Here is a 12,483-nt window from a genome sequence, read left to right on the forward strand (position 1 = left end):
TCAAACCCAGAACTTGTCACTGCCAAGATCGGAGGTCCCCATGACCGCACCGGCCCTCACGTCCGTTCGAGCCGGCGACCGCGACCGTGAGCGCACCGCCACCCAGCTGGGCCAGGCACTGTCACAGGGTTACCTCGTCTTCGACGAATACGAAAGCCGGCTGCAGGCCACCTTCGCCGCCCAAACCACCGGCGAGCTGCGCCAACTCGTCGCCGACCTGCCTCTGGCTCAGCTTCGTCGCAACGACCCGCAGCGCCTCGCGGCCCGCCGCCGCGCAGCATGGCTCGGGGTCCGCATCCATCTCGGTGCATACCTCGCGACGGCCGCCATCGTCCTGACGGTGTGGCTGGCGGTCGGCCTCACCGCCGACGAGTGGTACTTCTGGCCGATCTGGCCGATCGTCGGAGCAGGCATCGGCCTGGCCTCCCACGCCATCCCCGTTCGACTCGCAACGCCACGGCGAGTTCGCCGGCATCCGGTAGCTGTATCCGCCCACGTAGACTGGCGTTGAACCAAAGCCATTAACCCGGCTGACACCCCGACCCCAAAACGATCGGAGTGCCCTGCTCGCCGTCCTGCTTGCCCACGCCGTCGCAACGGCTCTGGCTCCCCTGCTCGTCGCGCGCTGGGGCCGGATGGCGTTCTATCCCCTGTCCCTGGTGCCGCTGGGCTCGCTGGCTTGGGTCGCGACGAACTGGCCGGGCCATCGAGGGCCGACGACAGTCGACATCGAATGGCTGCCCGAGCTGTCGATGAACATCACACTCCGATTCGATGCGCTCTCGGCCATCATGAGCGTGCTTGTCCTCGGCATCGGCGCGTTGGTCCTCTTCTACTGCACCGACTATTTCCATCACCACGACGGCCACACCGAGAAGCGGCTGCCAAGTTTCGCCGCCGAGTTAGTCGCGTTCTCCGGCGCGATGTTCGGTTTGGTCTGTAGCGACAACATGCTGTTGCTCTACGTGTTCTGGGAGCTCACCACGGTGCTGTCGTTCCTGCTCGTCGGCCATTACGCCGAACGGGCCACCAGCCGTCGAGCCGCCACGCAGGCGTTGTTGGTGACGACGTTCGGCGGGCTGGCCATGCTGGTCGGCATCGTCGTGCTCGGCAATGCGTCCGGCACCTACCTCTTGTCCGAATTGATCGCCTCGCCGCCGACGGGCCTGGCCGCCTCGATCGGGATCGTGCTGGTGCTCGTCGGTGCGCTGTCCAAATCGGCGATCGTGCCGATGCACTTCTGGCTGCCTGGTGCGATGGCCGCTCCCACGCCGGTCAGCGCGTACCTGCATGCCGCCGCGATGGTCAAGGCCGGCGTGTATCTCGTCGCGCGGATGAGCCCGGGCTTCGCCGACTCGCCACCGTGGCGGCCGACAGTAGTGATCCTCGGCGTACTCACCATGCTGCTGGCCGGCTGGCGCGCAGTACGCGAACACGACCTCAAGCTGATCCTCGCGTTCGGCACCGTCAGCCAGCTCGGGTTCATCACCATGATGGTCGGCGCGGGCGGTAGCGACCTGATGCTGGCCGGTCTGGCGATGCTGTGCGCGCATGCGATGTTCAAGGCGTCGTTGTTCATGGTCGTTGGCGTCATCGACCACGCCACCGGCACCCGTGACATCCGCAGGCTCGCGTGGCTCGGGCAACGCAGTCGTCCGCTGCTGGTCATCGCAGTCGGCGCGACCGCGAGCATGGCCGCGCTACCGCCCTTCCTCGGCTTCGTCGCCAAGGAGGCAGATTTCGAAACCGTCGCGCACGCACCGACACTCGGCGCCGCCGCGCCGTACGTGCTCGCAGGCATCGTGCTCGGTTCCGTGTTCACCACCATCTACAGTCTGCGGTTCCTGTGGGGAGCGTTCAGCCGCAAGGGATTGCCTGAACCGAGCCGGCGGGTAGCCGAAATGCACCGCCCGCCAACCACTTTCCTGCTCGCACCCGGCATCCTGGCTGTCGCGGGGCTGGTGTTCGGGGTGTGGCCTGCCGGCTTGGACGACGCGATCGACGGCTACGCCGAGACGGTGCCCGGCGGGCACGAATACCACCTGGCGCTGTGGCATGGCTTCGGTTTGCCGCTGCTGTTGTCGGCGTTGGTCTTGGCTATCGGCACAGCCGCCTACTTCGGTCGGGCGCGATTGCGGCGGTGGCGCACCGTCCGCGAACCGCTCGGCAACGCCGACCGCATCTACGACGCTGCCCTGCGCGGTCTCGACCTGATGTCCGTGCGCCTCACCGGATTCACGCAACGCGGGTCGATCCCGGCCACGCAGTCGGTGATCCTGTCAACGCTGGTGCTGGTGCCCGTTACTGTTCTGGCGCTCGGCGCCCGCGACCGGCCGTCCTTCGCGCTGTGGGACTCGCCGCTACAGGTGGTGGTCGGACTGCTGATGCTGGCCGCTGCGCTCGGCGCCACGGTGATGCGAAACCGACTCGCGGCCGTCCTACTGGTCGGTGTCACCGGTTACGGCTGCGGCGCGATCTTCGCGTTCTACGGCGCACCGGACCTGGCGCTGACCCAATTCCTGGTCGAGACACTGACTTTGGTGATCTTCGTGCTGGTGCTGCGCACACTGCCCGCCGAGGCCGACCGCGAGAACATCAAGCGATTTCGGCTACCGCGCGCCGTCCTCGCACTCGCCGTCGGCGCGACCGTCACGACGTTGGCGGTGTACGCAATGGCCGCGCGCACCGGCACCCCGATCGCTGCTTTGCTGCCCGACGCGGCGTATCTCCGAGGGCACGGCGCCAACACCGTCAACGTGCTCCTGGTCGACATCCGGGCCTGGGACACCCTCGGTGAGATCTCAGTGCTGCTTGTCGCTGCGACGGGCGTGGCATCACTAGTATTCCGGCACAGGCGTTTTGGTGCCGCACCTCGCGTCGCCGACGCCGGCGAGACCGACATCAGCAGGCTTTCCGACGTCGCGATCAGCCCCGCCGCGGGCGACGTCACCTGGCTGCGCGGCAGCGAATTGCGCGATCCGCGGCACCGGTCGCTGGTGCTCGAGGTCGCAACCCGAATGATCTTCCCGCTCATCATGGTGTTGTCGGCGTACTTCTTCTTCGCAGGGCACAACACGCCAGGCGGTGGCTTCGCAGGCGGACTGACCGCCGGGCTGGCACTCGTGTTGCGGTATTTGGCAGGCGGCCGTTACGAACTCGGCGAGACGCTGCCGTTGGACGCGGGAAAGATCCTGGGCGTCGGCCTTGGTTTGTCGGCAGGCACTGCGGTGGCCTCCCTACTGGTCGGCGCGCCCGTGCTGTCGTCGGCGCTGATCCAGGTCGACGTGCCGGTGCTCGGCACGGTCAAGTTCGTCACTGCGTTGTTCTTCGACCTCGGCGTGTACCTGATCGTCGTCGGCCTGGTGCTCGATGTGCTGCGTAGCCTCGGCGCACGGGTCGACGTGGAACTCGGTGAACAACGACAGAAGGTGGTCGCATGACCACTTTGCTGGTTCCGCTCTTGCTCATCGGTGGGCTCACCTCCGCAGGGGTGTACCTGCTGCTGGAGCGCAATCTGACCCGAATGTTGCTGGGGCTGTTGCTGATCGGCAATGCGATCAATCTGCTGATCCTGACCGTCGGCAGCCCGTCGGGCAATCCGCCGATCCGCGGCCGCACCAGCAACAGCGACGCCACCACCGCAGATCCGTTGGCGCAGGGCATGATCCTGACTGCGATCGTCATCAGCATGGGCATCGCGGCGTTCGTACTGGCGCTGACGTATCGGTCTTATCGATTGAACACCGCCGAAGAAGTCAGCAACGATCCCGAGGACACCAGGGTCTCCCAGCTCGCCGAACGTGACGGTGTCCCACTGGAAGACGACCGCCCCGAGCCCGACAAGGCGAAAGACACCGACGCGCCGGACGAACTCGACGCACTGCCGGGGTTGGAGGGCTCGCGATGAGCATGGCGATGGTGCTGACGCCGCTGCCGGTGCTGATCCCGATGGTCGGCGCCGCGCTGACGTTGTTCGCAGGCCGCAGACCAAGGCTGCAGCGAGTCATCACGCTCGCCGCGCTGTGCGTGGTGGTCGCGGTGTGCGCTGCGCTGCTCTACTTCACCGACCGCGACGGGACGCTGGCTTTGCATGTCGGCGGGTGGGGTCCGACCTCGGCAGGCGTCGGCCCGCTCGGCATCACCTTGGTAGTCGATCGGCTATCGGCACTGATGCTCGTCGTGTCGTCAATTGTGTTGCTGTGCGTGGTGTTCTACGCGATCGGGCAGGGCATCCGCGACGGCGACGAACGGCAACCGGTTTCGATATTCCTGCCCACCTATCTGGTGTTGTCGGCGGGCGTGTGCACGGCATTCCTGGCCGGTGACCTGTTCAATCTGTTTGTCGGGTTCGAGGTGCTGCTCTCCGCGAGCTTCGTGCTGTTGACGATCGGCGCCAGCAAGGATCGCGTCCGCGCGGGCATCGCCTACGTCATGGTCTCGATGGTGTCATCGCTGGTGTTTCTGTTCGGCATCGCATTGGTCTATGCCGCCACCGGGACGTTGAACATGGCCGAGGTGGCCGTGCGGCTCGACAGCGTGTCAGCAGGCACCCGCACCGCGTTGTTCGCGGTGCTGCTGGTCGCCTTCGGCATCAAGGCTGCGGTGTTTCCGCTGTCGACCTGGTTGCCGGACTCGTATCCCACCGCGCCCGCACCGGTCACCGCGGTGTTCGCCGGGCTGTTGACCAAAGTCGGTGTGTACGCGATCATCCGGGCGCACTCGCTGCTGTTCCCCACCGGTGGGCTGGATCCGCTGTTGTTGGTGGCGGCGCTGCTGACCATGTTGATCGGCATCCTGGGCGCGATCGCACAGAGTGACATCAAACGTCTGCTGTCGTTCACATTGGTGAGCCACATCGGCTACATGGTGTTCGGCATCGCGCTGTCGAGCCAGCTCGGCATGTCGGGCGCGATCTACTACGTCGCGCATCACATCGTGGTGCAGACGACTCTGTTTCTCGTCGTCGGATTGATCGAGCGGCAAGCGGGCGCGTCGACGCTGCAGCGGCTCGGTGGTCTGGCCGCCGTCAGCCCGCTGCTTGCGTTCCTGTTTGTCGTGCCCGCCCTCAATCTCGGTGGTATTCCCCCGTTTTCCGGATTCATCGGCAAGGTGGCATTGCTCGAGGCCGGCGCGCAGAGCGGTTCTGTGCTGGCCTGGCTGCTGGTCGGCGGCGGCGTGCTCACCAGCCTGCTGACGCTGTATGTGGTGACGCGGGTGTGGACAAAGGCGTTCTGGCGTTCGCGTGAGGATGCGCCCGAAGGCCACCTGTCGGCCGCGGCGCCTTCGGTTCTGCTCGACGAACCCGAGGACATTCAGTTCGTCGACCGCGACCACGTGGGCCGCATTCCGGTCGGAATGCTGCTGCCCACCGGCGCGCTGATCACTGTTGGCCTGACGCTGACGGTGCTCGCAGGGCCGATCTTCTCGTACAGCGGTCGTGCCGCGGACGAAGTCCTCGACCGCCAGCAGTACATCAGCGCCGTGCTGGGAGGCCCACGTTGAGGCGGGTCGCGCTGCGGGCATGGGTGCTGGTCTGGCTGATCCTGGTGTGGATTCTGTTGTGGGGTACCGCTTCTGCAGCCAACGTTCTGTCCGGCCTCGCGATCGCGCTGATCATCACGTTGCTGCTGCCGCTGCCGACCGTGCCGATCGAGGGACGGGTGCACCCGATCTCGCTGCTGGGCCTGATCGGCTTGGTGGGTTGGTATCTGTTGCAGTCGTCGTGGCAGTTGGCGGTGCTCGCGGTCAAGCCGGGCCCACCGCCGCTGTCCGCGGTACTGCGCGCACACATGGCCATCAAGTCGGATCTGGTCCTGGCGCTGGCGGTCAACATCATCAACCTGACACCGGGCACCATCGTGCTCGAGATCGACCAGGTTCGCCGGATGCTCTACATCCACGTCATCGACGTCGGATCCGAACGTGCGGTCAACAGGTTCTACCGGCAGATCAGACAGATCGAGCGGCGGCTGGTGGCTTCCTTTGAGCGCGAAAAGCATTGGCGGCCATCGACGGAGAGGGAGCCGACATGACAGTCGTTTGGATCCTCGCGGCGGTCATGCTCACGGCCGCCGCCATCCTCACCATGTTCCGGTTGCTCGCCGGTCCGAGCACACTGGACCGACTGGTCGCACTTGACGCCCTTGTCGCGGTCACGATGTGCGCGATCGGCACGTGGGCCGCGTTCAGCCTCGACACCACGGTGACCTACGGCCTCACCGCACTGGCGTTGATCAGCTTCGTCGGCTCCGTCAGCGTCGCACGATTCCGCGTGCCCGACATCGACAAACCGCGCTCCGCACGGAGGCCGCGATGAGAATGTTCGACGTTGCCGCGGGCGTGCTTGTGCTCGGCGGTTCGACGCTCGCGCTGACCGCGGCGATCGGCGTGGTGCGTTTCCCCGACACACTGACCCGGATGCACGCGGCCACCAAGCCGCAGGTGCTCGGGCTGTTGCTGGTGCTGGCCGGCGCGGCGATCCGGCTGCGCGGCCACGCGGACGTCGGCATGGTCATCCTCACCGGACTGTTCACGTTGATCACCGCTCCCGTGGTCGCGAACCGCGTCGGCCAGCTGGCATACCGCGAACAGAACATTCGCGATGACCTGTTGACGAGGGACGAAATGCATGAGTTCGTCGAAAACAGGGAATCCGGCGGCGATGGTGAGAACTGACGATGACAGCTGGGATGTCACCGAGGGTGTCGGGCAGACCGCGCTCGGGGTGGCGATGGCACGCGCCGATGAGTCGGCGACCGGTTGTCCATTGTTCAGCGACCCGTTCGCGCAGTTGTTTCTCGACGCCGCCACCGAACGGGGGTGGCAGCAACCGCCGCCGTACATGGTGGAGCGGATACGGTCCATCAGCAGCTACGCGGCGTCGCGCACCAAGTGGTTCGACGAGTTCTTCATCGCCGCAGGCGCCAACGGGATCGACCAGGCCGTCATCCTCGCCGCCGGCCTCGACGCACGCGGCTGGCGGCTGCCGTGGGTCGACGGCACCGAGCTCTACGAGATCGACCAACCCAAGGTGCTCGAGTTCAAGGCGGAAACACTTGCCCGCCACGACGCGAAACCGAGTGTGTCCCGCTACATCGCGGTCCCGGTCGACCTGAGACAGGATTGGCCGAAAGCGTTGCGCGACGCTGGATTCGATACGACCCGGCCGACGGCGTGGGCGGCAGAAGGGCTGCTGCCGTATCTGCCCGCCGCCGCACAGGACCTGCTCTTCGAGCGGATCGAGGAACTCAGCGCCGCGGGCAGTCGTGTCGCGGTCGAATCGTTCGGCAAGGGTTTCTTCGACAAGGACTACCTGGCCAGTCGTCGCGAGCAGATCCGTCGCCTGCGTGAAGAGGCCGGAGAGGATCCCGATGCGAACGCCCCTGACACCGAGGACTTGTGGTATCTCGAGGACCGCACCGACGTGGCCGACTGGCTGACCGGTCACGGCTGGCAGGTATCCGCGATCGAGGCCCGCGAACTGATGACCCGATACAACCGCTGCGGCCCAGACCGAGACGAGGCGACCATCCCTCGCTCCGTGTTCATCGAGGGCCACCGGTTCTGCTAGGGCCGACCGTTCTCACTCCGACAGCTGGAATTCGACCATCGCGGTGACGGTCTCGACGGCGTCGCGAAGCGCCGTGACCCGGTCTGCGACAGTAGGCGCCGACAGCACCGCGTAGCGGTCGGCCTGGCCCATCGGGAGGCGGGAGGCCAACGCGTACAACCACATTGCCGCATCACCGGAGTCGTCCGCGCCGGCCACGATGTCCCTCGGGTCCACCTCGGCACCGCGGGCCTTGGCGATGCGCTCGAACAACGCGATCATCCGATCCTCGATGTCGCGAATCGCGTCGACGTCGACCGCCGCGCCGGGCTGGTCGGGCCACATCTCGACGGCCGCCCTCGGGTAGGGGTCGTCGGGACGCCATTCGAGCACTCGGATGCGCTCGGCCATCACGCAACGCAGCCGGTAGCGTCCGTCACCGAAGTCGGCGCACTCGGTGATGTGGGCCATCGCTCCGACGTCGCTGCGGGCATCGCCGCCGCCGACCTCGCGGCCTGCCGAGATCAGCACCACGCCGAACGCCGGATCCTCGGCGGCCAGGCAGTCGGCAACCATTGCGGTGTAACGGGGTTCGAAGATGCGCAGCGGCAGTTCCTCGCCGGGCAGCATAGCCACCTCGAGCGGGAACATCGGCGTGACGAGCACTCCTAGATGTCCAGCTCCGCAACCAGCGAGTCGACCACCGCGCGCAGATCGCCGTCGTGCTCCTCGGCGACCCTGCGCTGGCGTTGGTAGGAACCGCCCGACCGATAGATGTCGGACACCGCGGCCAGTTCGTCGGCACAGTTCAGCGATTTTGCAACGGGCTCGAGCTTGTTCAGTAACTCGTCGAGGTCCTCGGTCACCAGCCGCTCATTGCTCTCGGCGTCCTGGATGATGACGGCGTCGAGGCCATAGCGTGCCGCCCGCCACTTGTTCTCTTGCACATGCCAGGGCGGCATGGTCGGTAGCCGCTCACCGGCATCCAGGCGGTGGTCGAGGTCGACGATGAGGCAATGAGTCAGCGCGACAAGCGCGCTCAGCTCGCGAAGGTTGGAAACCCCGTCGAAGATCCGCACCTCGACCGTCCCCTTATGCGGCGAAGGCCGGATGTCCCACCGGATTTCGTTCATGTGGTCGATGATGCCGGTCTTCTTCTGGTCGTACACGAAGCCTTCCCACTCCGCCCAGGTCTGGAAGTGGAACGGCAGCCCGGCCGTCGGCAGCTGCTGGAACATCATCGCGCGGTTGGACGCGTAGCCCGTGTCCTCACTATCCCAGTAGGGCGACGACGCCGAAAGCGCCAACAGATGTGGATAGTGGTTGAGCAACGACGTATTGATCGCCATCACCTTGTGCGCCGACGAGATTCCCACGTGCACATGCACACCCCAGATCAACATCTGGCGTCCCCACCATTGCGTGCGCTTGATCAGCTCGGCGTACCGCGGCGCGTCGGTGAGGCTGCCAGGCGACCACTTCGCGAACGGATGCGTACCCGCGCAGAACAGTTCCATGCCGCGGGCTCGGACGATCTTGCGGGCAGCCGTCAGAGTCGACCGCAGATCGTCCATCGCCTCCGGTACGGAATCACAAATGCCGGTGACGATCTCGACGGTGTTGCGCAGCAGTTCCTTGTGGACGTGCGGGTTGTTCTCGCCGAGTTCGACGATCACCTCCGCGGCCTCGTTGCTGACGTCGCGGGTGTCTGCGTCGACGAGCGCGAACTCCCACTCGACGCCGAGCGTCGGCCGGGGTGAGCCGGCGAAATCTATGTGGCCGGGGTGGCTAACCGGTGCCGATGACACCGCACGCCACGCGCTTTCCGGCGTCGCCGGTTGCCATGGTGGTCTCGTCCGGCGGGGGCGCGCCGTTCACCTGCTGGTAGCGCTCAGGCGGGATGTTGGCGAAGTTGTCCGCCTTCTCGTGAATGACGATCGCGGTCTTGGCGCCGCCGAGCAGATCTTCTGCGGTGAACGCATCCGTCGTCGTCACCAGCTTCGCGGTGCCGTCCTGCCGAACCTGAAGCGACGCGAGATCTCCGCTCGCGGGATGGCCGGTGTGGCCCGCCTTCTGGAAATGCCCACCGGCGGAATTGAAGTCGCCGGGCGCGCCGCCGGTCGGTGCGACGGAGCTGGCCTCGCACTTGCCCACGGAGTGGATGTGCAGGCCGTGGAATCCCGGCGTCAGCTTGCCTGGTGTCGTCGTCTCGACCGTGACGGTGGCGAAGCCGCCTGCGAATTCGATGTCGGCAGTGGCGACCGTGGTGCCGTCGGGGGACTTCAGCTGGGCCGTGAGTTTCTCACCGCTGGGAGCGGGGCTTTCGCCGGTTGAACCGTGGGTCTCACTGGCCGACGCCGACGGTGCCGGCGAGCCGGTCCAGACCGACGGCGTGGTGCCGGGTGAGGTCGCCGGCTGCTCGGGCGCGCTGCACGCGCTCAAGGCGACGGCGGGAACGGCGAAGAAGGCAGCAACAGCGACGGTCTTCAGCATGCGCAAGAGCCTAGCCGGTGACCGCTACGACCACGCCCGGCGGTTGCTCTGTGAGCTCGGGGAGTCGCGCCTGCACCGGCGCCTGCAGCAGCTTGCCCACCTCGTCGGCGGCTTCGTGCTCGCCGGGCGCGTCGCTGAAGAACACCGTCGTCGCCGAGACATCCGGCAGGGTCAGGTTGCCGGTTTCGGTGACATTCCAGCCGGCTTCCCTCAGCTTGTTGGCGGTGGTCTCGGCCGCGCCCTCGGTCGACGAGATGTTGTACACCCGCACGTCGGCCTTCGCAGGGGCGGGCGTCGCAGACGACGTTGCCGAGGACGGGGTGCTGACGGTGCTGGTCGCGATCGAGGACGACTGGTCGCCCTCGGAGTCGCCAGAACCCATCGCCTGGAATCCAACCAGCAGGAACACCACGCCCAGGAACAGCAACACCATGACCATGGCGCGCAGAGGCAGCCCGGAGGAATTTCGCTGATTCATTACCGCCCACTCTATCGAGAGGGCCACTCAGGCCCGAAAGCTCAGGTGACGTCGAAGCCCAGCCGACGCGCCGCGCGGGCCTTCTGCCGGCTGGCCCGTAGCCGTCGCAGCCGCTTGACCAGCATCGGGTCGGCTGCCAGTGCCTCGGGGCGGTCCACGAGCGCGTTCAGCACCTGGTAGTACCGGGTGGCCGACATCGAGAAGAGCTCCTTGATGGCGTCTTCCTTGGACCCCGCGTATTTCCACCACTGGCGCTCGAACGCCAAGATGTCATGCTCGCGCCGAGTCAGCCCATCGGTGAGATCAGAGTCGTCCCCGGATTGCTCAGTCCGCGCGATCGCGCCGTCCATATTGCCCCTGGACCCTTCCCCACACTCGAAATAACAACGTTGCTGTTTCGGCGATCATTCAACCACGGGTTTGGAAGCCGAAGCGTTACCGAACCCCGCGAGTCGGGTGAGAAGGATTGCCGACTTAAGCTTCCCCCGTGGCTGTCAGACCCATCGTCATAGTCGGAGATCCCGTCTTACACACTGCGACCGAACCGGTGACCGTCAATGGCGACGGTTCGCTGCCCGATGATGTGGTGGCGTTGATCGCCGATCTGTACGAGACGATGGACGCCGCCAACGGTGTGGGATTGGCCGCGAATCAGATCGGTGTGCCCAAGCGGGTGTTCGTCTACGACTGCGCCGACGAGCGGGGTAAGACGGCGCGGCGGCGGGGAGTTGTCGTCAACCCCGTACTCGAGACGTCCGAGGTGCCCGAGACGATGCCCGACCCGGACAACGACGACGAGGGTTGCCTTTCGGTGCCCGGCGAATCGTTCCCCACGGGCAGGGCCGACTGGGCCCGCGTCAGCGGCCTGGACGCCGAAGGCAATCCGATCTCGATCGAGGGCACTGACCTGTTCGCGCGGATGCTGCAGCACGAGACCGGCCATCTGGACGGCTTCCTCTACCTGGATCGGCTGGTCGGCAGGCATGCGCGCAGCGCGAAGCGGTCGGTGAAGTCACACGGCTGGGGCGTGCCGGGGCTGAGCTGGATGCCGGGTGAGGACCCGGACCCGTTCGGTCACTAGCTCGTGGTTGACGTCGGCGCGCGTGTCGTGGTGCGGTACCGGTTGCCGGCGGGATCGGTGCCGCCGCTGACCGACGTCATCGGACACCTCGAGGCTGTTGGCCCTACCCTGAGCGTGCGCACCAAACGTGGTGAGCTCGTTGATATTTCCACCGATGACGTCGTCACGATCAAGACGCTTGGTGCCGCCCCGGTTCGGACCGGCGACATTCGCAACCTCGAACACGCGGCCGCCTTGGCGTGGCCGGGCGTCGAGCACGCTGTGGTCGGCGGCTGGCTGTTGCGCTTCGGCCACGGCGTCACCCGGAGGGCGAATTCTGCTGTCCCGCTTGATGTTTACGGCGGAATTGATGTGGTCGTCGATTGGTATGCGGCGCGCGGTGTGACGCCGTTGGTGGCCGCGCCGGACCGGCTGCTGCGGATGCCGCCCGGTGTGCCGACTGACGCCGAAACCGTGATCATGACAGGGGAATTGGAGCCGGGTGGATCTGGCGCGGTCGACATCACGGACGCGCCGGACGACAACTGGCTGCGGCTGTATCGGCGTGAGGTCCCGGTCGATGTGTTGACGGCCGTCGTCGACGGCGAGGTCGCGTTCGGTCTGCTCGGCGGCGCCGCCGTGGGCCGGGCTGCCGTCACCCAGGCACCCGACGGCACGCGATGGGTGGGGTTGTCGGCAGTGCACGTCATCGAGGAGGCCCGGCGGCGCGGCCTGGCGCGTGACCTGTGTTCGGCGCTGCTGGCCTGGGGCGGTGAGCGGGGCGCGACGCGTGCCTACGTGCAGGTTCTCGCGGATAACGCTGCGGCGTCACGGCTTTACGAGTCGATGGGCTTTTCTGTGCACCATCGCTCGCGGTACGTCGACGCACGTAACCTGTAAGCC

General features: G+C 66.4%; 15 protein-coding genes. 10 read left to right on the forward strand and 5 right to left on the reverse strand.

Annotated elements, in window-relative coordinates; translation table 11 throughout:
• Positions 1-40 precede the first annotated feature (40 nt).
• From GGC64_RS26635 to GGC64_RS26670, 8 genes are read left to right on the forward strand one after another with little or no spacing between them, the layout of a single operon-like run.
• Positions 41-511 carry a DUF1707 domain-containing protein gene (locus GGC64_RS26635; RefSeq protein WP_192725585.1) on the forward strand — a complete coding sequence of 157 codons (471 nt, stop codon included), beginning with the start codon at positions 41-43 and terminating at the stop codon, positions 509-511.
• A 52-nt stretch (positions 512-563) separates the two neighbouring features.
• Entirely contained in the window at positions 564-3,440 is a 2,877-nt protein-coding gene (locus GGC64_RS26640) for a Na+/H+ antiporter subunit A (RefSeq protein ID WP_192725942.1), read from the forward strand.
• Positions 3,437-3,907, forward strand: coding sequence for a Na(+)/H(+) antiporter subunit C (locus GGC64_RS26645; protein WP_192725586.1), 471 nt, complete (start codon positions 3,437-3,439; stop codon positions 3,905-3,907). The genes GGC64_RS26640 and GGC64_RS26645 overlap by 4 nt, the downstream gene beginning before the upstream one ends.
• Positions 3,904-5,502 (forward strand): Na+/H+ antiporter subunit D, encoded by a 1,599-nt coding sequence (locus GGC64_RS26650; RefSeq protein ID WP_192725587.1) that lies wholly within the window; start codon positions 3,904-3,906, stop codon positions 5,500-5,502. Before GGC64_RS26645 ends, GGC64_RS26650 begins: the two co-directional genes overlap by 4 nt.
• Positions 5,499-6,032: a Na+/H+ antiporter subunit E gene (locus GGC64_RS26655; RefSeq protein ID WP_192725588.1), complete on the forward strand. Its 534-nt coding sequence runs from the start codon at positions 5,499-5,501 to the stop codon at positions 6,030-6,032. The genes GGC64_RS26650 and GGC64_RS26655 overlap by 4 nt, the downstream gene beginning before the upstream one ends.
• Complete coding sequence (locus GGC64_RS26660; RefSeq protein WP_192725589.1) at positions 6,029-6,316, forward strand: monovalent cation/H+ antiporter complex subunit F; 288 nt, start codon at positions 6,029-6,031, stop codon at positions 6,314-6,316. The genes GGC64_RS26655 and GGC64_RS26660 overlap by 4 nt, the downstream gene beginning before the upstream one ends.
• Complete coding sequence (gene mnhG / locus GGC64_RS26665; RefSeq protein WP_192725590.1) at positions 6,313-6,675, forward strand: monovalent cation/H(+) antiporter subunit G; 363 nt, start codon at positions 6,313-6,315, stop codon at positions 6,673-6,675. Before GGC64_RS26660 ends, mnhG begins: the two co-directional genes overlap by 4 nt.
• Positions 6,662-7,570 (forward strand): SAM-dependent methyltransferase, encoded by a 909-nt coding sequence (locus GGC64_RS26670; protein WP_192725591.1) that lies wholly within the window; start codon positions 6,662-6,664, stop codon positions 7,568-7,570. The genes mnhG and GGC64_RS26670 overlap by 14 nt, the downstream gene beginning before the upstream one ends.
• A 12-nt stretch (positions 7,571-7,582) precedes the next feature.
• Here the strand turns inward: GGC64_RS26670 and GGC64_RS26675 are convergent, their stop codons facing one another.
• From GGC64_RS26675 to GGC64_RS26695, 5 genes are read right to left on the reverse strand one after another with little or no spacing between them, the layout of a single operon-like run.
• Complete coding sequence (locus GGC64_RS26675; protein ID WP_192725592.1) at positions 7,583-8,215, reverse strand: LON peptidase substrate-binding domain-containing protein; 633 nt, start codon at positions 8,213-8,215, stop codon at positions 7,583-7,585.
• Positions 8,216-8,217: 2 nt separating this feature from the next.
• Positions 8,218-9,357, reverse strand: a complete 1,140-nt coding sequence (locus tag GGC64_RS26680; RefSeq protein WP_370582341.1) for a glutamate--cysteine ligase — start codon at positions 9,355-9,357, stop codon at positions 8,218-8,220.
• Positions 9,338-10,042 (reverse strand): superoxide dismutase family protein, encoded by a 705-nt coding sequence (locus GGC64_RS26685; protein ID WP_192725593.1) that lies wholly within the window; start codon positions 10,040-10,042, stop codon positions 9,338-9,340. The genes GGC64_RS26680 and GGC64_RS26685 overlap by 20 nt, the downstream gene beginning before the upstream one ends.
• A gap of 10 nt (positions 10,043-10,052) precedes the next feature.
• Positions 10,053-10,520, reverse strand: coding sequence for a LytR C-terminal domain-containing protein (locus GGC64_RS26690; protein WP_192725594.1), 468 nt, complete (start codon positions 10,518-10,520; stop codon positions 10,053-10,055).
• A 41-nt stretch (positions 10,521-10,561) separates the two neighbouring features.
• Positions 10,562-10,870 carry a DUF3263 domain-containing protein gene (locus GGC64_RS26695; protein WP_015304500.1) on the reverse strand — a complete coding sequence of 103 codons (309 nt, stop codon included), beginning with the start codon at positions 10,868-10,870 and terminating at the stop codon, positions 10,562-10,564.
• A gap of 137 nt (positions 10,871-11,007) precedes the next feature.
• Between GGC64_RS26695 and GGC64_RS26700 the strand changes: the two genes are divergently transcribed.
• Together GGC64_RS26700 and GGC64_RS26705 are read left to right on the forward strand one after the other, a co-directional pair.
• Complete coding sequence (locus GGC64_RS26700) at positions 11,008-11,601, forward strand: peptide deformylase (protein ID WP_192725595.1); 594 nt, start codon at positions 11,008-11,010, stop codon at positions 11,599-11,601.
• Between the two features lie 3 nt (positions 11,602-11,604).
• Entirely contained in the window at positions 11,605-12,480 is an 876-nt protein-coding gene (locus GGC64_RS26705; protein WP_192725596.1) for a GNAT family N-acetyltransferase, read from the forward strand.
• Positions 12,481-12,483: the final 3 nt, after the last annotated feature.

This window comes from Mycobacterium sp. OAS707 (assembly GCF_014873705.1).
Lineage (GTDB): Bacteria > Actinomycetota > Actinomycetes > Mycobacteriales > Mycobacteriaceae > Mycobacterium.

Excerpts from the sequence above, each read along its gene's own strand:
- GGC64_RS26670 (WP_192725591.1), top strand. The coding sequence starts at position 6,662 with ATGGTGAGAACTGACGATGACAGCTGGGATGTCACCGAGGGTGTCGGG.
- GGC64_RS26685 (WP_192725593.1), bottom strand. The coding sequence starts at position 10,042 with ATGCTGAAGACCGTCGCTGTTGCTGCCTTCTTCGCCGTTCCCGCCGTC.
- GGC64_RS26645 (WP_192725586.1), top strand. The coding sequence starts at position 3,437 with ATGACCACTTTGCTGGTTCCGCTCTTGCTCATCGGTGGGCTCACCTCC.
- GGC64_RS26690 (WP_192725594.1), bottom strand. The coding sequence starts at position 10,520 with ATGAATCAGCGAAATTCCTCCGGGCTGCCTCTGCGCGCCATGGTCATG.
- GGC64_RS26660 (WP_192725589.1), top strand. The coding sequence starts at position 6,029 with ATGACAGTCGTTTGGATCCTCGCGGCGGTCATGCTCACGGCCGCCGCC.
- GGC64_RS26635 (WP_192725585.1), top strand. The coding sequence starts at position 41 with ATGACCGCACCGGCCCTCACGTCCGTTCGAGCCGGCGACCGCGACCGT.
- mnhG (WP_192725590.1), top strand. The coding sequence starts at position 6,313 with ATGAGAATGTTCGACGTTGCCGCGGGCGTGCTTGTGCTCGGCGGTTCG.
- GGC64_RS26650 (WP_192725587.1), top strand. The coding sequence starts at position 3,904 with ATGAGCATGGCGATGGTGCTGACGCCGCTGCCGGTGCTGATCCCGATG.
- GGC64_RS26695 (WP_015304500.1), bottom strand. The coding sequence starts at position 10,870 with ATGGACGGCGCGATCGCGCGGACTGAGCAATCCGGGGACGACTCTGAT.